Annotated in this window: 19 protein-coding genes and 2 pseudogenes; 13 read left to right on the top strand and 8 right to left on the bottom strand. The window is 44.8% G+C overall.

Annotation, left to right across the window (positions count from 1 at the left end; genetic code table 11):
* The first annotated feature begins 1 nt into the window (after position 1).
* From QUB30_RS19540 to QUB30_RS19510, 7 genes are all read left to right on the top strand, one after another.
* A complete protein-coding gene (locus QUB30_RS19540) occupies positions 2-805 on the top strand; it encodes a class I SAM-dependent methyltransferase (protein ID WP_333336573.1) in 804 nt (267 codons plus the stop codon).
* A 240-nt stretch (positions 806-1,045) separates the two neighbouring features.
* Positions 1,046-2,437 carry an ATP-grasp enzyme gene (locus tag QUB30_RS19535; protein ID WP_333336572.1) on the top strand — a complete coding sequence of 464 codons (1,392 nt, stop codon included), beginning with the start codon at positions 1,046-1,048 and terminating at the stop codon, positions 2,435-2,437.
* Between the two features lie 539 nt (positions 2,438-2,976).
* Positions 2,977-4,356 carry an ATP-grasp domain-containing protein gene (locus QUB30_RS19530; RefSeq protein ID WP_333336570.1) on the top strand — a complete coding sequence of 460 codons (1,380 nt, stop codon included), beginning with the start codon at positions 2,977-2,979 and terminating at the stop codon, positions 4,354-4,356.
* Between the two features lie 17 nt (positions 4,357-4,373).
* Entirely contained in the window at positions 4,374-5,468 is a 1,095-nt protein-coding gene (locus QUB30_RS19525) for an ATP-binding protein (protein WP_333336569.1), read from the top strand.
* 115 nt (positions 5,469-5,583) lie between these two features.
* Complete coding sequence (gene rimO / locus QUB30_RS19520; RefSeq protein ID WP_333041425.1) at positions 5,584-6,894, top strand: 30S ribosomal protein S12 methylthiotransferase RimO; 1,311 nt, start codon at positions 5,584-5,586, stop codon at positions 6,892-6,894.
* Between the two features lie 774 nt (positions 6,895-7,668).
* Positions 7,669-9,156: a DEAD/DEAH box helicase gene (locus QUB30_RS19515; RefSeq protein ID WP_333041424.1), complete on the top strand. Its 1,488-nt coding sequence runs from the start codon at positions 7,669-7,671 to the stop codon at positions 9,154-9,156.
* Positions 9,157-10,459: 1,303 nt separating this feature from the next.
* On the top strand, positions 10,460-10,807 hold the full coding sequence (locus tag QUB30_RS19510) for a hypothetical protein (RefSeq protein WP_333336567.1): 348 nt from the start codon (positions 10,460-10,462) through the stop codon (positions 10,805-10,807).
* A 135-nt stretch (positions 10,808-10,942) separates the two neighbouring features.
* Here QUB30_RS19510 and QUB30_RS19505 read toward each other — a convergent pair whose 3' ends face one another.
* Entirely contained in the window at positions 10,943-11,494 is a 552-nt protein-coding gene (locus QUB30_RS19505) for a hypothetical protein (RefSeq protein ID WP_333336565.1), read from the bottom strand.
* 406 nt (positions 11,495-11,900) lie between these two features.
* Here QUB30_RS19505 and QUB30_RS19500 point away from each other — a divergent pair, with 406 nt between their 5' ends.
* From QUB30_RS19500 to QUB30_RS19490, 3 genes are all read left to right on the top strand, one after another.
* Positions 11,901-13,100 (top strand): Coenzyme F420 hydrogenase/dehydrogenase, beta subunit C-terminal domain, encoded by a 1,200-nt coding sequence (locus QUB30_RS19500; protein ID WP_333336563.1) that lies wholly within the window; start codon positions 11,901-11,903, stop codon positions 13,098-13,100.
* Between the two features lie 178 nt (positions 13,101-13,278).
* The gene (locus QUB30_RS19495; protein WP_333336561.1) at positions 13,279-14,619 is read left to right on the top strand and encodes a leucine-rich repeat protein; all 1,341 of its coding nucleotides are present in this window, start codon (positions 13,279-13,281) and stop codon (positions 14,617-14,619) included.
* 42 nt (positions 14,620-14,661) lie between these two features.
* Complete coding sequence (locus tag QUB30_RS19490) at positions 14,662-15,672, top strand: leucine-rich repeat domain-containing protein (RefSeq protein WP_333336559.1); 1,011 nt, start codon at positions 14,662-14,664, stop codon at positions 15,670-15,672.
* 144 nt (positions 15,673-15,816) lie between these two features.
* Here the strand turns inward: QUB30_RS19490 and QUB30_RS19485 are convergent, their stop codons facing one another.
* From QUB30_RS19485 to QUB30_RS19460, 6 genes and pseudogenes are all read right to left on the bottom strand, one after another.
* The gene (locus tag QUB30_RS19485) at positions 15,817-17,460 is read right to left on the bottom strand and encodes an alkaline phosphatase D family protein (protein ID WP_333336557.1); all 1,644 of its coding nucleotides are present in this window, start codon (positions 17,458-17,460) and stop codon (positions 15,817-15,819) included.
* Between the two features lie 420 nt (positions 17,461-17,880).
* Complete coding sequence (locus QUB30_RS19480) at positions 17,881-18,009, bottom strand: hypothetical protein (RefSeq protein ID WP_333336555.1); 129 nt, start codon at positions 18,007-18,009, stop codon at positions 17,881-17,883.
* A 404-nt stretch (positions 18,010-18,413) separates the two neighbouring features.
* Positions 18,414-18,668 (bottom strand): annotated as a pseudogene (locus QUB30_RS19475) (ABC transporter ATP-binding protein); the annotation flags it as partial.
* Between the two features lie 113 nt (positions 18,669-18,781).
* On the bottom strand, positions 18,782-19,153 hold the full coding sequence (locus tag QUB30_RS19470; protein ID WP_333041417.1) for a DUF2237 domain-containing protein: 372 nt from the start codon (positions 19,151-19,153) through the stop codon (positions 18,782-18,784).
* A gap of 49 nt (positions 19,154-19,202) precedes the next feature.
* Entirely contained in the window at positions 19,203-19,664 is a 462-nt protein-coding gene (locus QUB30_RS19465; protein ID WP_333336553.1) for a GNAT family N-acetyltransferase, read from the bottom strand.
* Between the two features lie 122 nt (positions 19,665-19,786).
* Complete coding sequence (locus QUB30_RS19460) at positions 19,787-20,869, bottom strand: ATP-dependent 6-phosphofructokinase (protein ID WP_333336551.1); 1,083 nt, start codon at positions 20,867-20,869, stop codon at positions 19,787-19,789.
* A 474-nt stretch (positions 20,870-21,343) separates the two neighbouring features.
* Here QUB30_RS19460 and QUB30_RS33910 point away from each other — a divergent pair, with 474 nt between their 5' ends.
* Positions 21,344-21,577, top strand: a complete 234-nt coding sequence (locus QUB30_RS33910) for a transposase (RefSeq protein WP_445300520.1) — start codon at positions 21,344-21,346, stop codon at positions 21,575-21,577.
* Positions 21,578-21,686: 109 nt separating this feature from the next.
* On the opposite strand, the pseudogene QUB30_RS19455 reads toward QUB30_RS33910, so the two are convergent.
* A pseudogene (locus QUB30_RS19455) lies at positions 21,687-22,796 on the bottom strand (IS630 family transposase).
* 29 nt (positions 22,797-22,825) lie between these two features.
* Between QUB30_RS19455 and QUB30_RS19450 the strand changes: the two are divergent.
* Both QUB30_RS19450 and QUB30_RS19445 read left to right on the top strand, forming a co-directional pair.
* Positions 22,826-23,350, top strand: coding sequence for a transposase (locus tag QUB30_RS19450; RefSeq protein WP_333336687.1), 525 nt, complete (start codon positions 22,826-22,828; stop codon positions 23,348-23,350).
* A 223-nt stretch (positions 23,351-23,573) separates the two neighbouring features.
* Positions 23,574-23,864 carry a hypothetical protein gene (locus tag QUB30_RS19445; protein ID WP_333336549.1) on the top strand — a complete coding sequence of 97 codons (291 nt, stop codon included), beginning with the start codon at positions 23,574-23,576 and terminating at the stop codon, positions 23,862-23,864.
* Positions 23,865-23,867: the final 3 nt, after the last annotated feature.

The following is a 23,867-nucleotide window of genomic DNA, read 5'->3' as shown; positions in this document are numbered from 1 at the left end:
CATGAGACCCGTTACCCCTGTCGGGATTTTAGCGGCTAAACTCGAAAGTCTCGTCTCGCAAGTAGAAACAATCGATAATCTCGATCGAGCTTTCAAGGCAGAATTACAACAAGCCTACTCCTTGGCAAATGGTCTCGATCCGTACCTGGATCTTTGTACCACGCCGGAATCTCCTGCCTTAGCCACGTTAGTGAAGCGCACTCAATCAGAAGATTGGAGTAAGCGATTCTCTGACGGCGAGACAGTGCGGCAGTTGGAACAGGAAATGCTATCGGGTCATCTCGAAGGCCAAATGCTGAAATTTCTCGTCCATCTCACCAAAGCACAGCGCGTACTGGAAATAGGGATGTTTACCGGGTACTCAGCACTAGCGATGGCGGAAGCACTGCCGGTGGATGGAGTGGTGGTAGCCTGCGAAGTAGATGCTTATGTAGCTGAATTTGCCCAGAAGTGTTTTCACGAATCTACTGCCGGTCACAAAATCTCAGTGAAGGTGGCACCGGCTCTAGAAACCATGAAAGAATTGGCGGAGAATGGAGAAGTGTTCGATCTGGTATTTATCGATGCCGATAAAGCTGGATACAGAGACTATCTCGATTTACTCCTAACTACGAAGCTGTTGGCTCCCAATGGCTTGATCTGCGTCGATAACACTTTGATGCAGGGACAGCCCTACTTGTCAGGTACTCCTACTCCTAATGGGGTAGCGATCGCCAAATTCAACCAGGCTCTAGTTGACGATCCGCGCGTAGAGCAAGTGTTACTGCCGCTGAGAGATGGATTGACCTTAATTCGGCGCGTTTAGTACAACAAAACTTAGGCGTCAAAACCAAAAAAACCGGGTTTTTTGCCATATTCGGCGGGCTGTAACGAAGTCCCCTCGTCAAAAAACCCGGTTTTTAACCACCCGTGCGTAATATCAAATCCGCGCTTCATCGGCATGATTCATCTCTCTTTTCTGGCGACTCTGCGCCTGCGTAGCTTCAAAAGCGGTTTAATCATTCAAAAACCACCGCTAATTAGAGTATTTACTTAGTAAAAAATTATGATCGAAACAGTTTCAACGGCAGCGAGGCCCTCTGAACAGGAAACAAACGCGACGACTAGCCGCTTCCAGACAGTCAAAACCATAGCAACCATAATTTTGCTGCTATTGGTACTGCCCCTGAATCTCGCTTTAACAGCGATCGCCCTACTGAGATCCATCATCATCAAACCGTTTCAGTCTCGAGCGCTCGCGGACTCTCCCCAAACGATTTTGGTCGGCGGCGGCAAGAGAACCAAAGCATTACAGCTAGCCAGATCGTTCCATAAGGCCGGTCATCGGGTAATTTTGTTTGAAACCCACAAATACTGGCTGACAGGTCATCGTTACTCTTGGGCAGTCGATCGCTTTTACACAGTACCAAATCCCCAGGCAGAGGAATACCCTCACGCACTCTTAAAAATTGTCCAACAAGAGAAAGTTGATGTTTACGTTCCCGTCACTAGTGCAGGCGGCAGTTACTACGATGCCAAAGCCAAAAGCGTACTTTCTCCTCACTGTACGGTAATGCAGCTAGATGTCGAAACTCTGGAACGTTTGGATAATAAATATGAGATGGCAACAGCCGCCAAAGCGTTGGGGCTGCGAGTTCCGAAGTCCTACCGCATTACTAATCCCCAGCAAGTAATCGATTTTGATTTTAGTGACGCACAGCGTCCATATATTCTCAAAAGTATTCCCTACGATTCTATTCGGAGGTTAGACCTGACGAAGTTACCCTGCGCAACTGAGGCGGAAACGGCCGCGTTTGTGAAATCTTTACCAATTTCCGAGAGTAAACCTTGGATTATGCAAGAGTATATTGCGGGGCAAGAATACTGCACTCACAGTACAATTCGTGACGGTCATCTTCAGTTGCATTGTTGTTGCAAATCGTCGGCGTTTCAGATAAATTACGAGCATGTCGATCGCCCGGATATCGAAAATTGGATTCGTCACTTTGCCAAGAGTCTCAATCTGACTGGACAAGTTTCCTTTGATTTCATGGAGGCGGCGGATGATGGAGAGATTTACGCGCTCGAATGCAACCCGCGCACCCATTCAGCCATCGCGGTGTTTTACAACCATCCCGATGTGGCAAAAGCTTATTTGGAACCGGACCCTTTACCGCAGACACTGCTGCCTTTGGCATCTAGTCGCCCGGCTTACTGGATTTACCATGAAATTTGGCGGTTGGTGACTCATTTGTGGTCGCCAAAGCAAGTTTATGAGCGGTTACAAATTATCGCCAAAGGCAAAGATGCCATCTTCGAGTGGGACGATCCGCTGCCGTTTTTGATGGTGCATCATTGGCACATTCCCTTGTTGTTATGGGCAGATTTAAAGAAGCCGAATGGGTGGATTGGGATTGATTTTAATATTGGCGAACTTGTGGAAATAGGGGGAGAGTGAGCAGGTCAGTATTACGGGTTTTGCATTTAGTCGGCTCGGCAGTTAGCGATTTTTACTGTGATTTATCAGGGTTAATGAGTCGCCTCGGACTATAGCAATCCTTGCAGGAGTTGTAAATTTTTTACCCCACCCCAGCCCTCCCCGCGAGTTCGGGGAGGGAGTAAGAAATTCACAAATGATTTAGGATGGCTATAGCAATTGATAGCCCTTATCTCACATCAGACAGGCTCTAGTTGACGGTCCGCGCGTAGAGCAAGTGTTACTGCCGCTGAGAGATGGATTGACTTTAATTAGGCGCGTTTAGTAGAACAAAACTTACGCGTCAAAACCAAAGAAACCGGGTTTTTTGCCCAGGCGGGCTGTAACGAAGTCCGATGTCAAAAAACCCGGTTTTTAACCACCCGTGCGTCATATCAAATCCGCGCTTCACCGGCATGATTCATCTCTCTGTTCTGGAGACTGTGCGCCTGCGTAGCTTCAACAGCGGTTTAATCATTCAAAAACCACCGCTAATTAGAGTATTTACTTAGTAAAAAAGTATGATCGAAACAGTTTCAACGGCAGCGATGCCATCTGAACAGGAAACAAACGAGGCTTCTAGGCGCTTCCAGACAGCAGTCAAAACCATAGCAACCTTTATTTTGCTGCTATTGGTACTGCCCCTGAATCTCGCTTTAACAGCGATCGCCCTACTGAGATGCATCATCCTCAAACCGTTTCAGTCTCGAACGATCGCGGACTCTCCCCAAACGATTTTGATTAACGGCGGCAAGACGACCAAAGCATTACAGCTAGCGAGATCCTTCCATAAAGCCGGTCATCGGGTAATTTTGGTTGAAACCCACGAATACTGGCTGATGGGTAATCGATACTCTTGGGCAGTCGATCGCTTTTACACAGTACCAAATCTCCAGGCAGAGGAATACCCTCAAGCACTCTTAAAAATTGTCCAACAAGAGAAAGTTGATGTTTTCGTTCCCGTCAGTAGTCCAGAGGGCAGTTACTACGATGCCAAAGCCAAAAAGGTACTTTCTCCTCACTGTAAGGTAATGCACATAGATGTCGAAACTCTGCCACGTTTGGATGATAAGTATGAGTTGGCAAAAGCCGCCGAAGCGTTGGGGCTGCGAGTTCCGAAGTCCTACCGCATTACTAATCCCCAACAAGTAATCGATTTTGATTTTAGTGACGCACAGCGTCCATATATTATCAAAAGTATTCCCTACGATTGTGTCCACAGGTTCGATCTCACTAAGTTACCCTGCGCGACCCCAGCAGAAACAGCCGCTTTTGTCAACTCATTACCAATTTCCGAGAGTAAACCTTGGATTATGCAAGAGTATATTCCAGGGCAAGAATACTGCACTCACAGTACAGTTCGTGATGGTCATATTCAGTTGCACTGTTGCTGCAAATCATCGGCGTTTCAGCTGAATTACCAGAATGTCGATCGCCCGGATATCGAAAATTGGATTCGTCAGTTTGCCAAGAGTCTCAATCTGACAGGACAAGTTTCTTTTGATTTCATTGAAGCGGCGGATGATGGAGAGATTTACGCGATCGAATGCAACCCGCGCACCCATACAGCCATCACGATGTTTTACAACCATCCCGATGTGGCAAAAGCTTATTTGGAACCGGACCCTTTACCGCAGACAGTGCAGCCTTTGGCATCTAGTCGCCCGACTTACTGGATTTACCAGGAAATTTGGCGATTGGTGACTCATTTGTGGTCGCCCAAGCTAGTTTATGAGCGGTTAAAAATTATCGCCCAAGGCAAAGATGCCATCTTCGAGTGGGACGATCCGCTACCGTTTTTGATGGTGCATCATTGGCACATTCCCTTGTTGTTATGGGGAAATTTGCGTCAGCCGAAAGAGTGGATGAAAATTTATTTTCATAGTGGAATAATTCTGTAAATAGGGGGAGATTGAGTATGTCAGTATTACGGGTTTTGCATTTAGTCGGAGCGGCAGACAGTGAATTTTACGATAAATTGTCGCGCTTTTATGCCCCATATTGTTTGGAGCAAACTGCTAATCCAGCACTCTATGAATTTCATATAGCCTATATTTCTCCCGGTGGCCAATGGCGTTTTCCCACCTCTCTCGATCCGAGTGCGATCGCGGCTGCTAATCCCCTGTCTCTAGCGGGCGCTGTACAGGTGCTGACACAGCTAAAGATTGACGTAATGGTACCGCAGATGTTTTGCATCCCCGGCATGACTCAATACCGCAGCTTGTTCGATCTGCTGAATATTCCTTACGTGGGTAATACCCCAGAGGTGATGTCACTGACTGCTGACAAAGCGAAGGCTAAGGCAGTAGTAGCGGCCGCTGGGGTAAGGGTACCGTTGGGAGAAGTTGTCCGCGCGGGCGAGAGACCTTCAATTGATTTTCCGGTGGTGCTCAAGCCACTGAATGCGGATAATTCTCTGGGAGTTGCCTTAGTTAAAAATGCTGCTGACTATGATGCGGCTTTGCAGACAGCATTGACTCATTCAGAGGAAGTGCTAGTAGAAAAATTCATTGAATTGGGTAGAGAAGTTCGCTGTGGGATTATTGTCCAAGCTGGCGAGCTAGTCTGTTTGCCGCTGGAAGAGTATCCTGTAGATCCTGATACCCAACCGATTCGGACTTATGCCGATAAGCTCCAACAAAATGACGATGGTAGCTTGACTGGTTCCACTAAAAATAGTACCAGGCCGTGGATAGTTGACAAGAGCGATCCGATTACGGAGAGAGTTTGGGCCCAGGCCAGAAAATGCCACATCGCTTTGGGCTGTCGCCACTACAGTTTATTTGATTTTCGCATCGACCCCGATGGACAACCTTGGTTCTTAGAAGCGGGGCTGTACTGTTGTTTGGCCGAAAAAAGCGTGATTGCGGTTATGGCCAAAGCATCAGGAATTTCTCTGGATACTTTGTTTCAGAGTATGCTGCAAAATGCCTTACAAGGTCGATCGGGTACAACGAACGGTGCAACAAGTAATCTAAATTCGGGTAGCACGGCAATGATGGTTGAGCGTTGACACTCTAGTGATGAATTGGCAATTGGTGCAACTAAGTAAGGATAACTTGCAATTTTTGAAATTGTGTGATACCATAAAACGTTCTCAAAAATAGCGCAACACTAACTATTACTGCATGGCAACGAAGCCAACGATCGCATTTAGTCACCTCGGCTGCGAAAAAAATCGCATTGATACCGAACACATGATCGGCTTGCTGGCTCAAGCGGGCTATCAAGTCGATTCTAATGAAGAATTAGCCGATTATGTTGTAGTCAATACTTGCAGTTTTATCCAAGCGGCGCGAGAAGAGTCGGTCCGCACCTTGGTAGAATTGGCCGAAGCTAATAAAAAAGTAGTCATCACCGGCTGCATGGCACAGCATTTTCAGCAGGAATTGCTGGACGAATTGCCCGAAGCAGTCGCAATTGTCGGCACGGGCGACTATCACAAAATAGTCGATGTTATGCAGCAGGTGGAAAAGGGCGATCGAGTTTCCCTCGTCTCCTCAGAACCTACTTACATCGCTGACGAAACTACTCCCCGCTACCGCACCACATCGGAAGGTGTCGCGTATCTGCGAATAGCAGAAGGCTGCGACTACCGCTGTGCATTTTGCATTATCCCGCACTTGCGCGGAAATCAACGATCGCGGACGATCGAGTCTATCGTCGCCGAAGCTAAGCAATTGGCATCGGAAGGGGTAAAGGAAATTATCTTAATTTCTCAAATTACCACCAACTACGGCAAAGATATTTATGGCGAACCCAAACTAGCCGAATTGCTTCGGGCTTTGGGTGAAGTAGATGTACCTTGGATTCGGATGCACTACGCCTATCCTACAGGTTTGACTCCGCAAGTTGTCGCAGCCATCCGCGAAACACCCAACGTTTTGCCGTATTTGGATTTACCCCTGCAACACTCGCACCCGGAAATTCTGCGGGCGATGAATCGGCCTTTTCAAGCTGGGATCAATGATGCCATAGTCGATCGGCTCAAAGCAGCACTTCCCGGCGCCGTGATGCGAACAACTTTTATTGTTGGCTTCCCCGGCGAAACCGACGAACACGCAGCACACTTGCTGGAATTTGTCAAGCGCCATGAATTCGATCACGTAGGAGTTTTTGTATTTTCGCCAGAAGAAGGAACCCCAGCCTTTAGCTTGCCCCAGCAAATACCTGCAGAAATAATGGAAATGCGGCGCAATTCGGTAATGGCGGCACAACAACCTATATCATTGAAGAAGAATCAAGAGTCTGTCGGTCAGGTAGTTGATGTCCTGATAGAACAAGAACAACCAGAGACAGGCGAGTTGATTGGTAGATCCGCTCGGTTTTCCCCAGAAGTAGATGGACTCGTCTATGTCACAGGAGAAGCGCGACTGGGTTCGATCGTATCTGTGAAAATTACTGGTGCAGATGTCTACGACCTCTACGGTCAAGTGTAAGTATTGCTGGAACTGTTGCCTGAGACGGTGCGGCGAACAAAAATTGGACACCAGCCAAAAATGATTAGCGGATTGTGCAGCAAAAGTAACGGTTAGTACACAATTGTGCAAAGATATGTAGCAAAGGGGTTCTAAACTTTTTTAGCCCCTCTCTGGCAATCGACCCTCCCCGTCGGGGTGCGGTAATCTCTACAGAACATCGGAAAATTTTAACGAATTTAATGTTTTGTTTCTGAATGTAAAGAGTTATGATGATAACAAGCCAGAAATAAGCGGGGATAATTTGAGATTGCTTCGCCGTCCGCCCTACACCACAACGGTATCCCGAAAGAGTGTTGAGATGGATAGGCGGTAACGGTCGCCCCATCCCCCGCTCAATCCCGCAGGCGACGGATTGCGGGATAGCGCCTGAACCAAACAACCTGTTACTACTATGTAGTGAAGTGGGGCTGGTCATGATCCTCACTATAAAATGCCTAAGAGGGAAAGCTTGCAAGTACCTCAAAGGAAGTCCAATGTCCTGTTTTAAGAATGTTGGAAGCCTATAACCCGACCCCTGGCGGTTGGTATCGGTGATGTCACAAAATCAAAGACGGCTGTCGAATTGGTAAATTTAGTCACCATCGACGGAGCTGCCCTATACTCGATTGCTATTTAAGAAGGTGCGCGCAGGCGCAGCACCATAAAGAACTCTTATGAGTTCCTGCCCTAGAGCAGAAATCCGCATCCGAGTTGGGCAACTTAGAAGGCTAAGACTCGTTATTAGGAGCATTAATGAATTTATTGTTTGAAGGCTTAGGTCTTTCGGAAGAACTCGTTCTCCATCTGGAAACACTAGGCTTTACAGAACCTACTCCCATCCAAGTACAAGCAATTCCGCACTTGCTAGCAGGTCGCGACGTTGTGGGTCAAGCCCAAACAGGGACAGGCAAAACGGCAGCATTCTCGTTGCCCATCTTGGAGCGGATTGATTTAGATGTAACTGCGGTGCAAGCACTGGTGCTGACGCCGACTCGCGAATTGGCGATGCAAGTAACTGAAGCCATCCGTGATTTGAGCGGCATCAGCAGCGACGGCCCGGTAAAAGTGGGTCGCTCTCTGCAAGTTCTGACAGTGTACGGCGGTCAATCGATCGATCGTCAAATGCAGCGTTTGAAGCGCGGCGTGCACGTCGTTGTCGGTACACCCGGACGCATATTGGATATGCTCAGCCGTGGCAGCCTGAAACTAGACAAGGTAAAGTGGCTGGTTTTGGATGAAGCTGACGAAATGCTGAGCATGGGCTTTATCCAAGATGTGGAAAAAATCTTGGATGCTGCACCAAAAGAACGTCAAACGGCATTTTTCTCGGCGACGATGGAAGCTTCCATTCGCAAATTGGTGGCGCGGCATTTGCGTAACCCAGTCAACGTCACCGTAGAACAGCCAAAAGCAACGCCAAAGCGCATCAGCCAAGGCGTGTACATGATTCCCCGCGGCTGGTCGAAGGCAAGAGCCCTACAGCCAATTTTAGAAATGGAAGACCCGGAATCTGCACTGATTTTTGTGCGGACTCGGCAGTCGGCTGCAGAACTCACCAGCCAACTGCAAGCAGCCGGTCACAGCGTTGATGAGTATCACGGTAATTTGAATCAGGCACAGCGGGAACGCTTGCTGCATCGGTTCCGCCAATGTCAGGTGCGCTGGGTAGTGGCGACTGATATTGCGGCGCGGGGTTTGGACGTGGATCACTTGACTCACGTGATTAACTACGATTTGCCCGACAGTGTGGAAAGCTACGTTCACCGGATCGGACGCACGGGCCGGGCTGGTCGCGAAGGAACAGCGATTACGCTGATTCAACCGGTCGATCGCCGCAAACTGCGCTTGATTGAACGCCACGTGCGATCGAGCTTGACGGTGCGAAATATTCCGACACGGGCGCAAATTGAAGCTCGTCAGTTGGAAAAGATGCAGGGTAAAGTTCGCGAAGCTTTGGCTGGCGAACGGATGGCATCTTTCTTACCTCTGGTATCTCAGTTATCCGAGGAGTACGACTCCCACGCGATCGCCGCTGCTGCTTTGCAAATGGCTTTCGATCAAAGCCGTCCTGCTTGGATGGGCGCTGATTACGCTCAACAAGAAGATCCCCCGATTGGTGCAGAAAACAGCGTCAAGCCCATCTTGATCAAAAAGCGGGCTAAGACTGGTGCACCGAGTAATTCTGTACCAGCGCCGACTTTTTCTGGAGCACCGAGTGCTCCTGTTCCCCAGAACAGCTAATTGGTAGGGTGCACAATGTGCACCTTATTTAGAATTTTTGTAGAGATGCGCTCGATCGCACCTCTACTTTTTTTTATGGGTAATATCAAATCCGTTGAGATCGGAATTATTCATCTGGACTTCCCCGTACAAATGTAATAAAATATCTAAAACCTTTACCAATTATAGGTTTCAATTGTTGAGTGAAAAAACTGTACCCAAGTTAAAGCAATAGCCGTTTTGGCGATCGCGCAGAACGCAATAGATTCAATATAATTGGCGTAAGCTTGCAGGCGTGAATAACCTACATGGCTACAGAAATTTTACTCAACAATGGAAACTTTTGCAATGATAGGCTTTTGAGCCTATGTAAGTATATTTGCAGGGGGAAGTCCAGATTCATCTCTCTCTTCTCTTCCTCTGTGCCCTCTGCGCTCTCTGCGGTTTAATTATTCCAAAACAACATAAGTCAATATGCAAGTTAGCGAGCACGCTAACCTTCAACACCCTGACTTTTAACCCAGGCGCAAAACTGGGGTTTTATTTTGCCCAACAGAGTACAACGCGATCGCGCTTCAAAGCCCTAACAAACCCCCGGCGCAAAACTGGGGTTTATTTTGTCCGGGTTGCGCGATCGCGCAAAATTTACGCCCGACGCTTTTGGGCTTCAAAAGCCATAAAAACATTACTGGGTAAGGCTTTTACGCCCGACCCTTGATTGAATCATGGTTAACTCTATTTGTTTGAGGGTATCAATCTAGCGTGTTATAATAAATTATCACTAAATAAATAAATAGTGTGAAAATCGAGGTTAAGTCTATGTTTTCTCAAAATAATGATACCAATCCTATAATAGGTGTGATCCAAGCATTTTCTTGGGTGACGATATTTTTTTGTTGGGGGTGTATTAGATTGTTTATGTTGTGTTGTCTTTGGACACTTAAGCTACCGTTATATATAAGTATTATTGGTATTCCCATTGCAATAATGATTTATAAATTGGAAGAGAATGTTTTAAACCCTGTGGTAGATAAAATTTTTAAGTCGCTCCTTCGGATGCTAGGTATGCCAGAGGCTTTATTGGGCGAATAATAAAAAAACTCCATAAAAGAGTAAAAAGCCGATTCAGTAAGGTTTTCAGACACAAGACAAACACGATCGCGCTTCAACACCCTAACAAACCCCGGCGCAAAACTGGGGGGTTTGTTTTGTCTGGATACAACGCGCAACCCGTCAGAACCAACAAAACCCCCTTAAGTCAGTGTTACTTTAGGGGTTTTCGTTTCCATTCAACTAATTTCCCTGACAAGTAGGGAGAAAAAAGGTGAACTGTGCAGTACCAAAACAGTACCCGTACAGTATCAAAACAGTACCTCCGTTTCCGTCCGAACACGCGATCGCCACCGAAATCGCCTACTTTATGGGAAAGAAAATTTCTGTAACTAATTCTACACTGAGAACGTTAATTGATGAATTGGGTACTGAGTGTCAAAATGTGATTACTTTAATCCATCAGCTTCAGTTACTTGATTTGAGCGAGCGACAAAAAGCTGAAATTCTAGCAGAGTTCCTGAGTGCTGCAATCCATCTCAACGTTCACTGCGGAGAGGATTTTCAGACACTAATTGCTGAGGAAATGACAAAATTGTCGGATGAGGATGAAGAGGATTAAAGAGACTCGGGCGATCGCGCATGAGGAAAAAGCCCTCCAGTCAACTCACCGAAAGGCTAAAAATCCTCATAAATAAGGAATAAAGTGCTTACTACAAACTTGTGAACCGGGACTTTTGCACTGTTGTTTAATAGTTCAGTTTAGCTGCGTGCTCACAAGAATTTTTTGCACGCGATCGCCCTTAATTTCCACAATCAAATTAGAAGCCTTTTGGTCATTGCTGTAAGTCAACCGAGTCACTCCACCCTGCACTGATTGCGACCCGTAACCGTAAGCTTTAACGACTTTTTGGCTGTTATCTCCTAGCTTCACACCATCAATTGTCAGAAACTTGGGATTGGTAGTAGAAACTAAATAAACTTTACCCTCCCATGCAGCTACCGTCAATCCTGAGTAGGTTAGCGTGCGAATCTTGCCGCCGATGCCAGGCCCAGCAGGTTTAGTTTCGTCGCGCTGCGGTTTTCCCAACTTGCGTTTGGCCTCTTCTACAGGCATCCCCAACCGAACGCCGCCAATCCCCAGGCGCGAATAGTTCAGCGCCGCCGGCTTTTGTGTCGCGCTGAGCATTCTTTCTAGAGTCGCAACAGTTTGATTCATAGCGGGAACAGGGCGAACTAACGCAGCAAATCCTAAGCTCGAAATTGCGAGATTCATCATGATGCCAGCGACGGCTGTTGTCACAAACATTTTTACCATTTTTTTATAGCTTTATTTGGCAATTTATTCGTGCGATCGCCCGCTCGATCCGGATTGATACTAATAGGACTTACACAAACACTCCTGGACGCAGGGCGATGCTTTGAAACCGGATTTTTTTTACCAAAACTACACACAGAAACCCGGTTTTTACCATAAATCTTAGGTTGAACAGTGAGGTATTCAGCAAGAAACCCGGTTTCTAGCGCAACCTAGGTAAGTCCTGACTAATATTTTTTAAGCTTTGAAAACCGCCAATTTCGGGCGAACCGAATTTGCTTCCGCACAAGCTTGCGTCCGCCTGCCGGGACTGAAAGAAAGAATAAAAGAGGTAAATCAGCGGAAATTGCTGTGATATCCTAACAAAAGCCATATCTCGATAAAATTAGCAATTTAGATGACCGCAACAGATTCTACTAAACACCAAAAATCCAAAGCCCTCAAACCGGGTAGCCGCCGCCCCGCTAAAGAACTTTGCAGCGAGTGCGGTTTGTGCGATACATATTACATTCATTATGTCAAGGAATCTTGTGCTTTCTTAACACAGCATATCGCGGAATTAGAAGCAGAGATTCACGGGCGATCGCGCAATCTCGACAATCCCGACGATTGGTATTTCGGAGTCAGTCAAAACATGATGGCGGCTCGAAAAAAAGAACCAATTGAGGGCGCTCAGTGGACGGGAATCGTCAGCACAATTGCCATTGAAATGCTCGAAAAAGGAATTGTAGAAGGCGTTGTTTGCGTACAAAATACTAAGGAAGACCGCTTTCAGCCGATGCCGATTATTGCTAGAAATCGCGCAGAAATTCTGGCAGCAAAAGTCAACAAACCAACTCTCTCTCCCAATCTTTCAGTATTAGAACAAATCGAACAATCAGGGATGAAGCGGCTGTTAGTAATTGGCGTCGGCTGTCAAATTCAAGCCTTGCGAACAGTCGAGAAAAAACTCGGTTTAGAAAAGCTCTACGTTTTGGGAACTCCCTGCGTGGATAATGTCAGCCGTGCAGGCTTGCAAAAATTCCTAGATACGACTAGCCGTTCTCCCGAAACGGTTGTATCTTATGAGTTTATGCAAGACTTTAACGTTCACTTCAAGCACGAAGACGGTTCGGAAGAAAAAGTGCCGTTTTTTGGCTTGAATACTAAGGAATTGAAAGATGTTTTTGCTCCTTCTTGTTTGAGCTGTTTTGATTATGTGAATTCTTTAGCTGATTTAGTTGTGGGCTACATGGGCGCACCCTTTGGCTGGCAGTGGATTGTGGTGCGAAATGACACCGGGCAAGAGATGTTAGACTTGGTAACGGATCAGTTAAATACTCAGCCGGTGATGTCTAAGGGAAACCGAAAAGAAGCCGTTCAGCAAAGCATTCCGGCTTATGAAAAAGGAGTGACTTTGCCGATGTGGGCGGCGAAGTTAATGGGAGTATTTATTGAGAGAATTGGGCCGAAGGGTTTAGAATATGCTCGGTTTTCGATTGATTCTCATTTCACTCGCAATTATCTGTACGTGAAGCGCAATTACCCGGAGAAATTAGAGGCTCATGTGCCGGAGTATGCTAAGCGGATTGTCGCGCAGTATAAGTTGCCTGAGTGAGGTGATTCGGAGAGTTTTTAAGAGGTATTTTGCAGGGACATGATATTGCCCTCTTTCCTTCAGTCCGGCAGGGGTTTCAACCCCTGCCTCAAAGCTTAAGTCCTTTGAAAAGGACTGAATTAATTATTGGTTTTGTTTTTGCAAGATGGCTTTAACTTTCAATTAGATATATAAGATTATGACACTTATAGTGGCACATAAATATATCAATTTACCAAGGTCGATCGCACTTACTTGTTGTGCGATCCTAGCATTATCGGGAAATGGACTGTCTGCGAAAGCTGCAGAAGTGCGATCGGGAAACAACGGACGAACATTTGCCGATTGGTGTCGCCAAAAAGCTGATTTGAGTCCAGAAGCTAAACATACAGTTGAGGTTCTGCTGCAGAAAGCTGAGACTACTGAGTGCGATGCAGCCGATCGGAAACTTTCGAGTCTCACAGAACTCGACCTCTTTAACAATCATCTGCGCGATATCAAACCATTGGAATCCTTGACTAACCTGACTGAGCTCTCCCTCAGCAACAATCTTCTGGGCGACCTCAAACCCTTACAATCTTTGACTAACCTGACTTCTCTCATCCTCGGCGGCAATCAAATCAGCGACATCAAACCCTTACAATCTTTGACTAACCTGAATCGTCTCTCCCTCCACAACAATCAAATCAGTGACATCAAACCTTTGCAATCCTTGACTAACCTGAATTGGCTCACGCTCGGAAACAATCAAATCAGCGACATCAAACCGCTCGAATCCTTGACTAACCTAACTACGATCGCGCTCGGAAACAATCAAATCAGCGACATCAAACCGCTAGAATCCTTGACTAGCCTGACAGAGCTCGAACTCGACAACAATCTTCTGGGCGACATCAAACCCTTACAATCTTTGACTAACCTGACTGCGCTATCCCTCCACAACAATCAAATCAGCGACATCAAACCCTTACAATCTTTGACTAACGTGCCTCAACTCGACCTCAGCGGCAATAAAATCAGCGACATTAAACCGCTCGAATCCTTGACTAACCTGATTACGCTCGGCCTCAGCGACAATAAAATCAGCGACATTAAACCGCTCGAATCCTTGACTAACCTGAGTGCGATCGAGCTCAGAGGCAATAAAATCAGCGACATAAAACCGCTCGAATCCTTGACTAACCTGAGCATTCTCGTCCTCAGCGGAAATCTTCTGGGCGACATTAAACCGCTCGAATCCTTGACTAACCTGAGAGTTCTCGTCCTCAGCAACAATCAAATCAGCGACATCCAACCGCTCGAATCCTTGACTAACCTTACTGGGCTCTTCCTCGATACAAATCTTCTGGGCGACATCAAACCGCTAGAATCCTTGACTAACCTGACTTCTCTCAGCCTCAGCAACAATAAAATCAGCGACATCCAACCCTTGAAATCTTTGAGTAACCTGAGCATTCTCGACCTCAGCGGAAATCCCATCGCTCCCAAAACTTGCCCACTAAAGCCAGAGTCTATCTGTAAGTGGGAACCCTCAAATTAAATGCTCAAACTTTACTGTTGGGGAAATTAGAGGTACAAGATTATGACACTCATAGTTGCACAGAAACACATGAAGTTACAAAAGTCGATCGCACTTAGTTGTTGTGCGATCCTAGCATTATCTGGAAGTGGACTGTCTGCCAAGGCCGCAGAAACGCGAGTGGAAAACAGAACATTTGCTGACTGGTGTCGCGAAAAAGATTCTTTGAGTCCTGAAACTAACCATACTATTGAGCTACTGTTGAAGGAAGCAGGGACTACTGAGTGCGATGCGGCTAATCAGAAACTTTCGACGGTCACACAACTCGACCTCAAGGTCAAAGAAATCAGCGACCTCAAACCCTTACAATCCTTGACTAACCTGACTGTCCTCGACCTCCGAAACAATAACATCAGCGACATCAAACCCTTGCAATACTTGACTAACCTGATTTATCTCAACCTCGACAGCAATCAAATCAGCGACATCAAACTCTTACAATCCTTGACTAACTTAACTGTACTCCTCCTCGACAACAATCAAATCAGCGACATTAAACCGCTAGAATCTTTGACTAACTTGACTTCGCTCTGGCTCAGAAACAATCTTCTGGGCGACATTAAACCGCTAGAATCTCTGACTAACCTGACTTTGCTCTTCCTCAGCAACAATCAAATCAGCGACATTAAACCGCTAGAATCCTTGACTAACCTGAAAATGCTCTTCCTCGAAACAAATCAAATCAGCGACATTAAACCGCTAGAATCCTTGACTAACCTGGCTTTTCTCGTCCTCGGCTACAATCAAATCAGCGACATCAAACCGCTAGAATCCTTGACTAACCTGAGCGTGCTCGACCTCCTTGTCAATCAAATCAGGGACATCCAACCCTTGGAATCTTTGAGTAACCTGACTCGGCTCGTCCTCGCTAACAATCAAATCAGCGACATCAAACCGCTCGAATCTTTGACTAAACTGACTGATCTCTACCTCAGCGAAAATCCGATCTCTCCCAAAACTTGCCCTCTCAAACCAGAGTCTATCTGTAAGTGGGAACCAGCAAATCAACCATAAAACTTTACAGTTCCGAAAATTATAGGTAAAAAATTAGGACACAAATCACCCTAATTATCATTTGAAAGTCCGCGCACCATCCGGACTTAGTTTGTGTCACCGCGATTTCAATCGCCTAGATATTTTTGCAAGAAGTCTATTTAATCACTTAGGATTAACAACAAACTCACTGACAATAAACGGCTTTCGATTGATAATCGCACTGGGATTAGCATCAAGTTGCGACTGCGTGTAAGGTTCAATACCATAAGTTATTACCCGCAACTGCTGACTCTCAGGAGCAATTTCAAACTCATTCCAGCCGTAGGTATGCACTCCTAAATACTCTCCCTGAATCAGTCTAGCGTCAATCCCAGAACCTTCCAAACCAACTGGATCGTATCCTAGCGGCGCTGTCCGAGTATCCAGAATGTTGCGGACAAAAGCATCTTTTTCTTCCCTGGTCGGCAATGAATTATACCTATCTTTTTCCGATTGTGGCAGCAAAGCGACGGGCGTAAAAGCAACTGTTGCGGGGCCAAAGGGGGCGGCAAACGGGCCTTGCCCGATGTTCAACTGAATAGCAACAGGACTGGTCATTACATCAATAACATCCGTAGGGATTTGCGGCTGACCTGCGGCTTCTTGATAGGTGACATTATTCACGACATATCCGTGAAAATCTCCGGTCGCAAAAACCACATTTTTGATGTTGTTTTCTTTGATGAAACGCAGCAAATCTGTTCGTTCAGCAGCATAACCTTCCCAGCGATCGCCTGCAACCGGAATCCCAAAATTTTGAATCGGATCGCTTGACATAATAAACTTCCAAGTGATGCCATTTTGTTGAGATTTCAGTAAGTCATTTTTCAAATCCTGAAGTTGCGCCCCTCCTAACATCGTGCGATTGGGCGTAAAGGCATCATTGAGAAACTTATTAACAGTAACCTGGTCAGAAGTTTCTGGAATACTTTTCAAAGAATTATCTCGGAAAGAGCGCAAGTCTAACACAAATGTAGCTGCATCACTGCCGAAGGTATTATAGCGATACAGTTTCTGCTCGTTAGCAGTACGAGGATCGCCCGTATTGCTGTAAAAATCATTTCGCACGGGGTTGTAAGCTTGAAATGCTTGTAAAGCTTTATCAAATACCGGTGTATCATTGACAAAGCCTCCCCCCGTCCCGAAAATCCCCTCTTTTTGCGGCGACTCAGCAGGTGTTGCACCCCCAGCAAAATCATTCGTGAGTTCGTGGTCATCCCAGCTAGAATAGATGCTGGTAGAAGCCTGCAAATCACCCCAAGTATTGAGGCCATAACGCTGAGAATAGACTTCGTTGTATTTGGTGCTAAACTCTTCAAAAGTTCTAGGTTGTCTGACTCCTGGCAAATCTGGGGATAGATCGTCTACATAAGCGGAGTCGCCGATGCGAACAAAAAAGTCGAGATTGCGTTCCGGCGCATTGGAAATAGCGGGGAAAGGAGTAAGTTGACCTTGCCAGTCGCCTGCTACTCCAAATCGTAAACCTTTGCGACTTCCCAATTCAGCCGCAGTGCGGAATTGCCCAACTGCTGAAGTGCCAGCGGCATCACGCACTCGATAAAAATATTGAGTACCAGGCTTTAAATTCGTCAGTTCGGCTTTCACCGGTACGGTAATATCGGTGACAGTTTTCGCGATCGTACCGAGACTGTTACCGAAGTTTGGATCTGTGGAGTATTCAAAGACAACATTACCAAGAACTGTGCTGCGAGTCAACAAAACCGTTGAAGTTTGGGTGGTATCTCCAGAAGCAACGCCATTTGGCAAGGTTGAATTACCAGACTTAATAAATGGGGTGACATCTCGCCCTTCAGCAGCACCAAAATTGATAAAGTGTTCAATGCCAGTGAGTTCGTCGCGCTCAACAGCAGCAGTAATATCTGGGTTTTTTGCCAGATAATAGCTATCGTTATATAAAGGGCTAGGACTGCGGTTTTCCGATTCACCAAATTGGATGAAGTGACCAATACCAGTAATTTCATCGCGATCGACAGCCGCAGCAACATCGAGATTTTTCCCTAGATAATAGCTGTTGTTATAGAATGGGCTAGGATTGCGGCCTTCTGATTCTCCAAAATTAATAAAGTGTTGTATTGCTGTGGTAGCTTTGCTGTTGACAGCGGTGGCAACCTCAGGGTTATTTAGGAGATAATAATTAGTATCGAATAGGGCGCTAGGGTTGCGACCCTAAAATTGACCGAATTGGGTGAAGTGTTCAAATCCGTTTTGGAAGTTCCCTTTGGCTAGAGCGGCTGCTACCTCTGGGTTTTTAGCCAGATAGTAGGTTTCCTGAAATAGAGTTTTAGCGTCTAACATAAGGAAAAATATGAAGTTTTGTTGAATGACCCTGGTGGCTCAAAATAGCCTTCACAGGATTATACAGGATTATACAGTGTCGCGATCGCGATCTTTAAGTAGAAGAAAGAAGGAAGAAAAAAGAAGACTTACACAGCCAGCTTTTTAGTGGGACTTAAACATTTTCCAGCCCCTTTAAAAGCTGAAACCCTCTCTAGGGAATGGAAAGAAATCAATCACCTAAAAATGTCTGAAACCCTTGGTATAACTAGGTTAAGACCAATTCTAGCTAAAAGTATTTCTCTATCTGCGTTTGAAGCCAAAATGGCTTCAGTTTTTGTCTAAGTCCCGTTAGTCATCCTTGTTTTACCTTTAATATCACCTCCGATGAAATGCGATCGCTAATTCTGGCCAAACTTCAGCGACTAAACTTCCTGAATTTGCATCAACCGCTGCTTTAACCTTGGTGCATCGCCCCGAGCGAGCACTTCACACTTCTCCAACAAAAAAGCCCGATCGCAATAATTCAACTTATCCAAACGGTGAGTCACCCACAAAGCCGTCAGCCCGCAATTTTTGACCAAACGCTGCACCGCGGGCACCAAATATCACTGAGAATCAGGATCGAGTAAAGCCGTAGGTTCCTCTAATAGTAAAATCTCGAAATGACGAGCGATCGCACTTAAATATTTGAGTAGCGATCGATCTCAAATCTCAAATCCATTGACTTGATGTTCATCAGAAAAAGACGATCGCCCTTATTGACTAAAAGCGATCGCACACCAACATCCTCCTACAAATCAGCAGCGTGCTGCTTCAATTCATCCAAAGAAACGTATTCCAAAGTCAAGGCGTGAGTCGCAGCCAAAACGACAGGCGGCGCAACTCCCGCATCCATTGCTTCCTTCCAGCGAGAGGCGCACAAACACCAGCAATCCCCAGGCTTCAAACCTGGAAAATTAAATTCGGGAACCGGAGTGCTCAAATCATTTCCATTCGATTTAGTGAATTGCAAAAACTCTTCCGTAAGTTGAGCACAAACAGTGTGAGCCCCAAAGTCGCCACCACCTGTATTGCATTTGCCGTCTCGATAATAGCCCGTCATTGGCGAAGTGCAGCAAGTCTCTAACTTTCCGCCCAGCACATTTGTAGCTTCCGTCACCATCGCAACTCCTGAGTAAAACTCTTCGATCTAATTTTACACAAATCGTTGTTTATATATTTTTTTCCATGACAAAGTTGATGAATTGTTGTCCTCGCCGTTCTACTTCTTGTTTTCTAATCGCAATAAATCCCTGGCTTTCAAAAAAAGGTCTAGCTGTAATGCTGGCTTCGGTAAATAACTTGTTAATTCCTAAGTCTTGGGCTTTTGACTCAATTTGTTTTAAAATTAGCCTGCCGACTCCTTGCCTTTGAAAAGCTTGATGACAGTAAAAGCAATCGATATGACCGTTGGCTTCCAGTTGCCCAAAACCTGCAATTTTCTCACCCTTTTCTGCTACGAAGGTAAATTTACTGCTTAAACTTTTAGTCCAACTTTCGATATCCATATCTGCTGGTGCCCAAGCATCTACTTGTGCTTTTGTGTAATCCCGAATATTTACTTCGTGCACCGTGTCGTAAAACAATTTTATGATTTTTTGGGTATCACCGATTTCGTAGGTTCGTACTATCATAAATTATTCCTATTTATAGGATAAATTATTGAAGACAATCACCCTCTCTGTAGTAGTAAGGTGCGGAGTGCGCACCCTACAGATAGAGGAAAAATTGCTGCCTTGCGCAAGTCCTAAATTTTCTAGTCTCCCAGACAAATTCCCAAACCGCGAGCTGTTTTTACGAGAGTAGAATAGGGTTCTACAGCTCTGTATTTGGAGATAGCATCTTCTAAAGGAACGCTCATAACTTCCCGCTGCTGCCAAGTTACCATGCGATCGTATTTTTCCTCAGCAATTAAATCAACAGCGGCTATGCCAAAAGCCGAAGCAATCAATCTTTCTAGCGGCGAAGGTGTACCCCCACGCTGAATGTGTCCCAAAACAGTAACCCGCGTTTCTGCGCCGCTACAGTCAGAAATTGTATCAGCTAAATACTGACCGATTCCCCCCAACCGACTTTGACCTAATCGATTTGTGTGCATCAATAATTCGCCTTCTTCAGTGCGAACTGCCTCCGCTACTACAATTAAACAGTAGTTTTTACCCTGTTCTTGACGTTCTCGGATTTTTTCGCAGATTTGGGAAATTTTGTAAGGAATTTCTGGAATCAGAATTATATCAGCTCCCCCAGCAATTCCGGCACTAATCGCAATATGTCCGGCATCGCGTCCCATGACTTCAAGAATCATGACGCGGCTGTGACTTGCTGCGGTAAAATGCAAGCGATCGAGTGCTTCTGTGGCAATATTTACAGCAGTGTCAAAACCGATGGAACGCTCGGTAATTCCCACATCATTATCAATAGTTTTAGGAATACCAACTAAGTTTAAATTGCCTTGTTTTGCAAGCTTTCGGAGAATGGCGAGACTGCCGTCGCCGCCAATGCCAATTAAGGCATCAATACCTAATAGATGATAGCCTTCGATAATTTCATCCGAACGATCGAGTAATGTCCCATCTGACATCGGAAAAGCAAAAGGATTTCCCTCATTTGTCGTGCCTAACATCGTGCCACCAATACTCAGCCAAGGGTCTACTTTTTCAATATCTAAGGGGATTCCTTGAGGGGGGCGGCTCATCAATCCTTTGGTGGCTTGACGAATTCCCAAAACCTTCCAATTGTAAGTTCCGACTGCGCGGTGTACGACGGCTCGAATCACTGCATTTAAACCCGCACAGTCACCCCCGCTGGTGAGGATGCCGATGCACTTGTGTTTTCCCATAATTGTTGTCAGACTTTTTTTGGAACTCTGATTGTAAAATCTCTGGTATTAGTTATGAAAAATTTCAGAATTTCGATAGAATTGGAAATTTCGGGGGATCGATCGCACTCTTAATGCCTCACGGTGCGATCGATCTCCAATAATTTCTAGATATCCACTTGACAAACTCTACTCCTCTATGTTAACGAAGCAGAAGCAAACCTAACTCCAACAGTCCTGGACGCAAAAACCCGGTTGATTCATGTAATTTGGTCATATAGAACCCATTTGACATCTTTTGACGCTGGCGCACTCTCGGGCGCTGGCACACTCTCGGGCGCTGGCACACTCTCGGGCGCTCGGCATTCAATTGCCCCATGTTTGAGAGTCAACCAAAACGGGGAAGGGTTATTGGTTGTCCCTAATTACTGAATTAATGTAAAATTACCCTCAAAACACTTTTTCGGGCGATGCCATACTCTACTAATCTTACAGATGCCGAATGGGAAATTTTGTCACCCTTACTCAAGCAAATATTGCCCCACAAAAAGAAAACTCGCCCCCCTAACTGGACACGAGCGAGAAATTTTAAATGGCATATTCTACCAACTTAAGAATGGTTGCAATTGGGCAGACCTACCCAAAGATTTACCTCCCTACTCAACCGTATATTGGCATTACAAACAGTGGCGACAACAAGGGGTAATAGAAGAATTAATGCGAGTCTGACATTTTCAAGTTCGAGCGCAAGTAAAAAAAAACCGAAATGGACTACATTGATGATGCTCGACTCGCAAGCAGTAAAAAATACCTGTAATGCCAGTAAGCTGTTGCACATTTAAACTGTGATACAAGCATTGCCCTTATTTTTGATTTTACGACCCCATTTAATGATTAATTGCCCTTCATTTAACAGGCGGTGCAATAAATACTCTAGCTCTTCAATAGATGTAAAAAGTCGATTGGCAATATATTCTTTTGCCGAATGCCATACTAATTCAATTAAGTTATAGTCTGGGCTGTATTCGGGGAGAAATTCTCAATGAAGATTAGGCATTTCTGTTTCAATTATTTTCAGGTACTCTTCTTTCTTATGAAAACTAGCATTATCAAGAATAATCACTATTTTGGCTCCTCGATCGGCAAATTCTGAGGCTTGATTTCCTGCTGATACCCATTCATTAATTAGCTATTCATGAAACAGTTTTAGCACTTGATAAAAATTATATGAATTTCCTTTATTGAGGAACTCTACCCACCTTTTTATCGGAATTTCTCACTCCTCCCATTGCATTAACCCTGCCTTTTCTTCGGTCTCCTCTGACCTTTTTTCGGCTTCCATTTTTACACCAGTTCTTTCTTCAGGTGACTCTTAAACTAAATCCACTCTCGTCCCAAAACCATACCTGTAATCGTTCTGGAGTTGATTTTTCTACTTTTAAATATTCTGCTATCTTTATTTTAAACGCTGTTCTTTTTTCAGGATTTTTCTTGGACTCTAGGCTATACTTAGCCCAGATGTAAACATACTTTTTTTTCTTTAATATCCTCCGAACTTGTCCTCCACTTAATTTTATTCCTGTGGATTCTTCTAAGTATGTTGCTAATCTCTGCGCTGTCCATCATCCAAAATCATATCCTAATTCTTGAGGGTATTTTTCTATAGTTTTTAATAATATCTCTATATATTTATCTGTGGCTTTTTTGTGATTTCCCTTCATCCTTTCATCTATTAGAGTTTCTAGATTGTCGGCGTCTCCCTTTACACACCAATAAGATACTTTGTTTACTGAACAACCAAAAAATCAGCGATTTTAGATTGAGTTTTACCGTCATTGAGCAATAATAAAATCATAATTTTTTCTCTGACATTTGCCTTTTATTCCTCTTTTAAAGCTTTCTGTAGTTTTTCTATTTGTTGGGGATTGAGATGGTTTTGGGCTGGCATTTTTGTATGGATTGACTAACTAAACTTTTATTATACCCTATTTAAAGGCACAACAGCTTATTGAATCGAAAGGATATTGTTTCTACAAATCAACGAATGGTATAAAAAGGCACTTAGCAGTTGACACGCTTGGCTTTCCCTTCTTCACTCACTGCACAAAAGCAAGTTTATCAGATGATGCAGCTTTGATTGAGATGTTGACTAAAAACATCGATTACTTCAAGTCTAAACCCGTTAATGTTCCCAAAATCACTATCTTGCTAGACCACGGATATCACCCCGACCATTTGACTACTGAGTTAAAGAAAATTTACCCACAGATTCTCACCAAAATTAAGTTTGAACTCTCGGAAAAACCCTCGAAACAACAAAAAGAAGAAAGAGGACAATCGGGATTTGTGCCAGTTAAGGCGAGGTGGGTCATCGAGCGCTCGAATGCTTGGATGGAGCGGTGTAAAATTCTCATCAAAAACTTCGAGAGAACTTTAGATAATGCAACTGCCAAGATGAATCTTTGTTTTATTAGGTTGATGATTAAGAGGCTGGCTTCTTAGATATCAAATGGGTTCTATAGCAATCCTAAATCATTATCAGGATTACGGTACAATTATATGCAATACTTGATTATGACAAAAAAAATGAATAACTTACAACTTCCACAAAAAGATATGGAAAAAGAAATAGCCCAATGAGAATCTTTCATTAAAAGCGATATCGATGCCAGAGAACTAAAACGAGCAATAGCTGTCAGGATGGCGCTCTCCGGTAAGCTTTACTATGAAATCAGCAAAATGCGCCGGTGTAAGTGAATTCTTTGTGGGTTATTGGAAAAAGATTCTTAAAACCCAAGGCATCGAAGGAATAAAACTAGGATATAAAGGCTCACAAGGGTATTTGACCGAGCGACAAACGGATGTAGTAGTCGAGTGGTTAATGAATAAAGAATATTGGAATTTAGATGAGTTAGTGACTTATGTAGAACAAGAGTTTGGTGGGGAGCGTGTCACTTATGTTATGAGTATAAATACTGATAAAGACTACCATCACTTTTTTACCTATCATCAGTAAAAT

The sequence above is a fragment of the Microcoleus sp. BROC3 genome, from assembly GCF_036702515.1.
GTDB lineage: Bacteria > Cyanobacteriota > Cyanobacteriia > Cyanobacteriales > Microcoleaceae > Microcoleus.
This window is presented reverse-complemented; position numbering and strand designations above follow the sequence as displayed.

What these genes read in the sequence shown, in the direction of transcription:
- QUB30_RS19540 (WP_333336573.1), top strand. Translation starts at nt 2, where the DNA reads ATGAGACCCGTTACCCCTGTCGGGATTTTAGCGGCTAAACTCGAAAGT.
- QUB30_RS19535 (WP_333336572.1), top strand. Translation starts at nt 1,046, where the DNA reads ATGATCGAAACAGTTTCAACGGCAGCGAGGCCCTCTGAACAGGAAACA.
- QUB30_RS19530 (WP_333336570.1), top strand. Translation starts at nt 2,977, where the DNA reads ATGATCGAAACAGTTTCAACGGCAGCGATGCCATCTGAACAGGAAACA.
- QUB30_RS19525 (WP_333336569.1), top strand. Translation starts at nt 4,374, where the DNA reads ATGTCAGTATTACGGGTTTTGCATTTAGTCGGAGCGGCAGACAGTGAA.
- rimO (WP_333041425.1), top strand. Translation starts at nt 5,584, where the DNA reads ATGGCAACGAAGCCAACGATCGCATTTAGTCACCTCGGCTGCGAAAAA.
- QUB30_RS19515 (WP_333041424.1), top strand. Translation starts at nt 7,669, where the DNA reads ATGAATTTATTGTTTGAAGGCTTAGGTCTTTCGGAAGAACTCGTTCTC.
- QUB30_RS19505 (WP_333336565.1), bottom strand. Translation starts at nt 11,494, where the DNA reads ATGTTTGTGACAACAGCCGTCGCTGGCATCATGATGAATCTCGCAATT.
- QUB30_RS19500 (WP_333336563.1), top strand. Translation starts at nt 11,901, where the DNA reads ATGACCGCAACAGATTCTACTAAACACCAAAAATCCAAAGCCCTCAAA.
- QUB30_RS19495 (WP_333336561.1), top strand. Translation starts at nt 13,279, where the DNA reads ATGACACTTATAGTGGCACATAAATATATCAATTTACCAAGGTCGATC.
- QUB30_RS19490 (WP_333336559.1), top strand. Translation starts at nt 14,662, where the DNA reads ATGACACTCATAGTTGCACAGAAACACATGAAGTTACAAAAGTCGATC.
- QUB30_RS19480 (WP_333336555.1), bottom strand. Translation starts at nt 18,009, where the DNA reads ATGTTAGACGCTAAAACTCTATTTCAGGAAACCTACTATCTGGCTAAA.
- QUB30_RS19470 (WP_333041417.1), bottom strand. Translation starts at nt 19,153, where the DNA reads ATGGTGACGGAAGCTACAAATGTGCTGGGCGGAAAGTTAGAGACTTGC.
- QUB30_RS19465 (WP_333336553.1), bottom strand. Translation starts at nt 19,664, where the DNA reads ATGATAGTACGAACCTACGAAATCGGTGATACCCAAAAAATCATAAAA.
- QUB30_RS19460 (WP_333336551.1), bottom strand. Translation starts at nt 20,869, where the DNA reads ATGGGAAAACACAAGTGCATCGGCATCCTCACCAGCGGGGGTGACTGT.
- QUB30_RS33910 (WP_445300520.1), top strand. Translation starts at nt 21,344, where the DNA reads ATGCCGAATGGGAAATTTTGTCACCCTTACTCAAGCAAATATTGCCCC.
- QUB30_RS19445 (WP_333336549.1), top strand. Translation starts at nt 23,574, where the DNA reads ATGAAATCAGCAAAATGCGCCGGTGTAAGTGAATTCTTTGTGGGTTAT.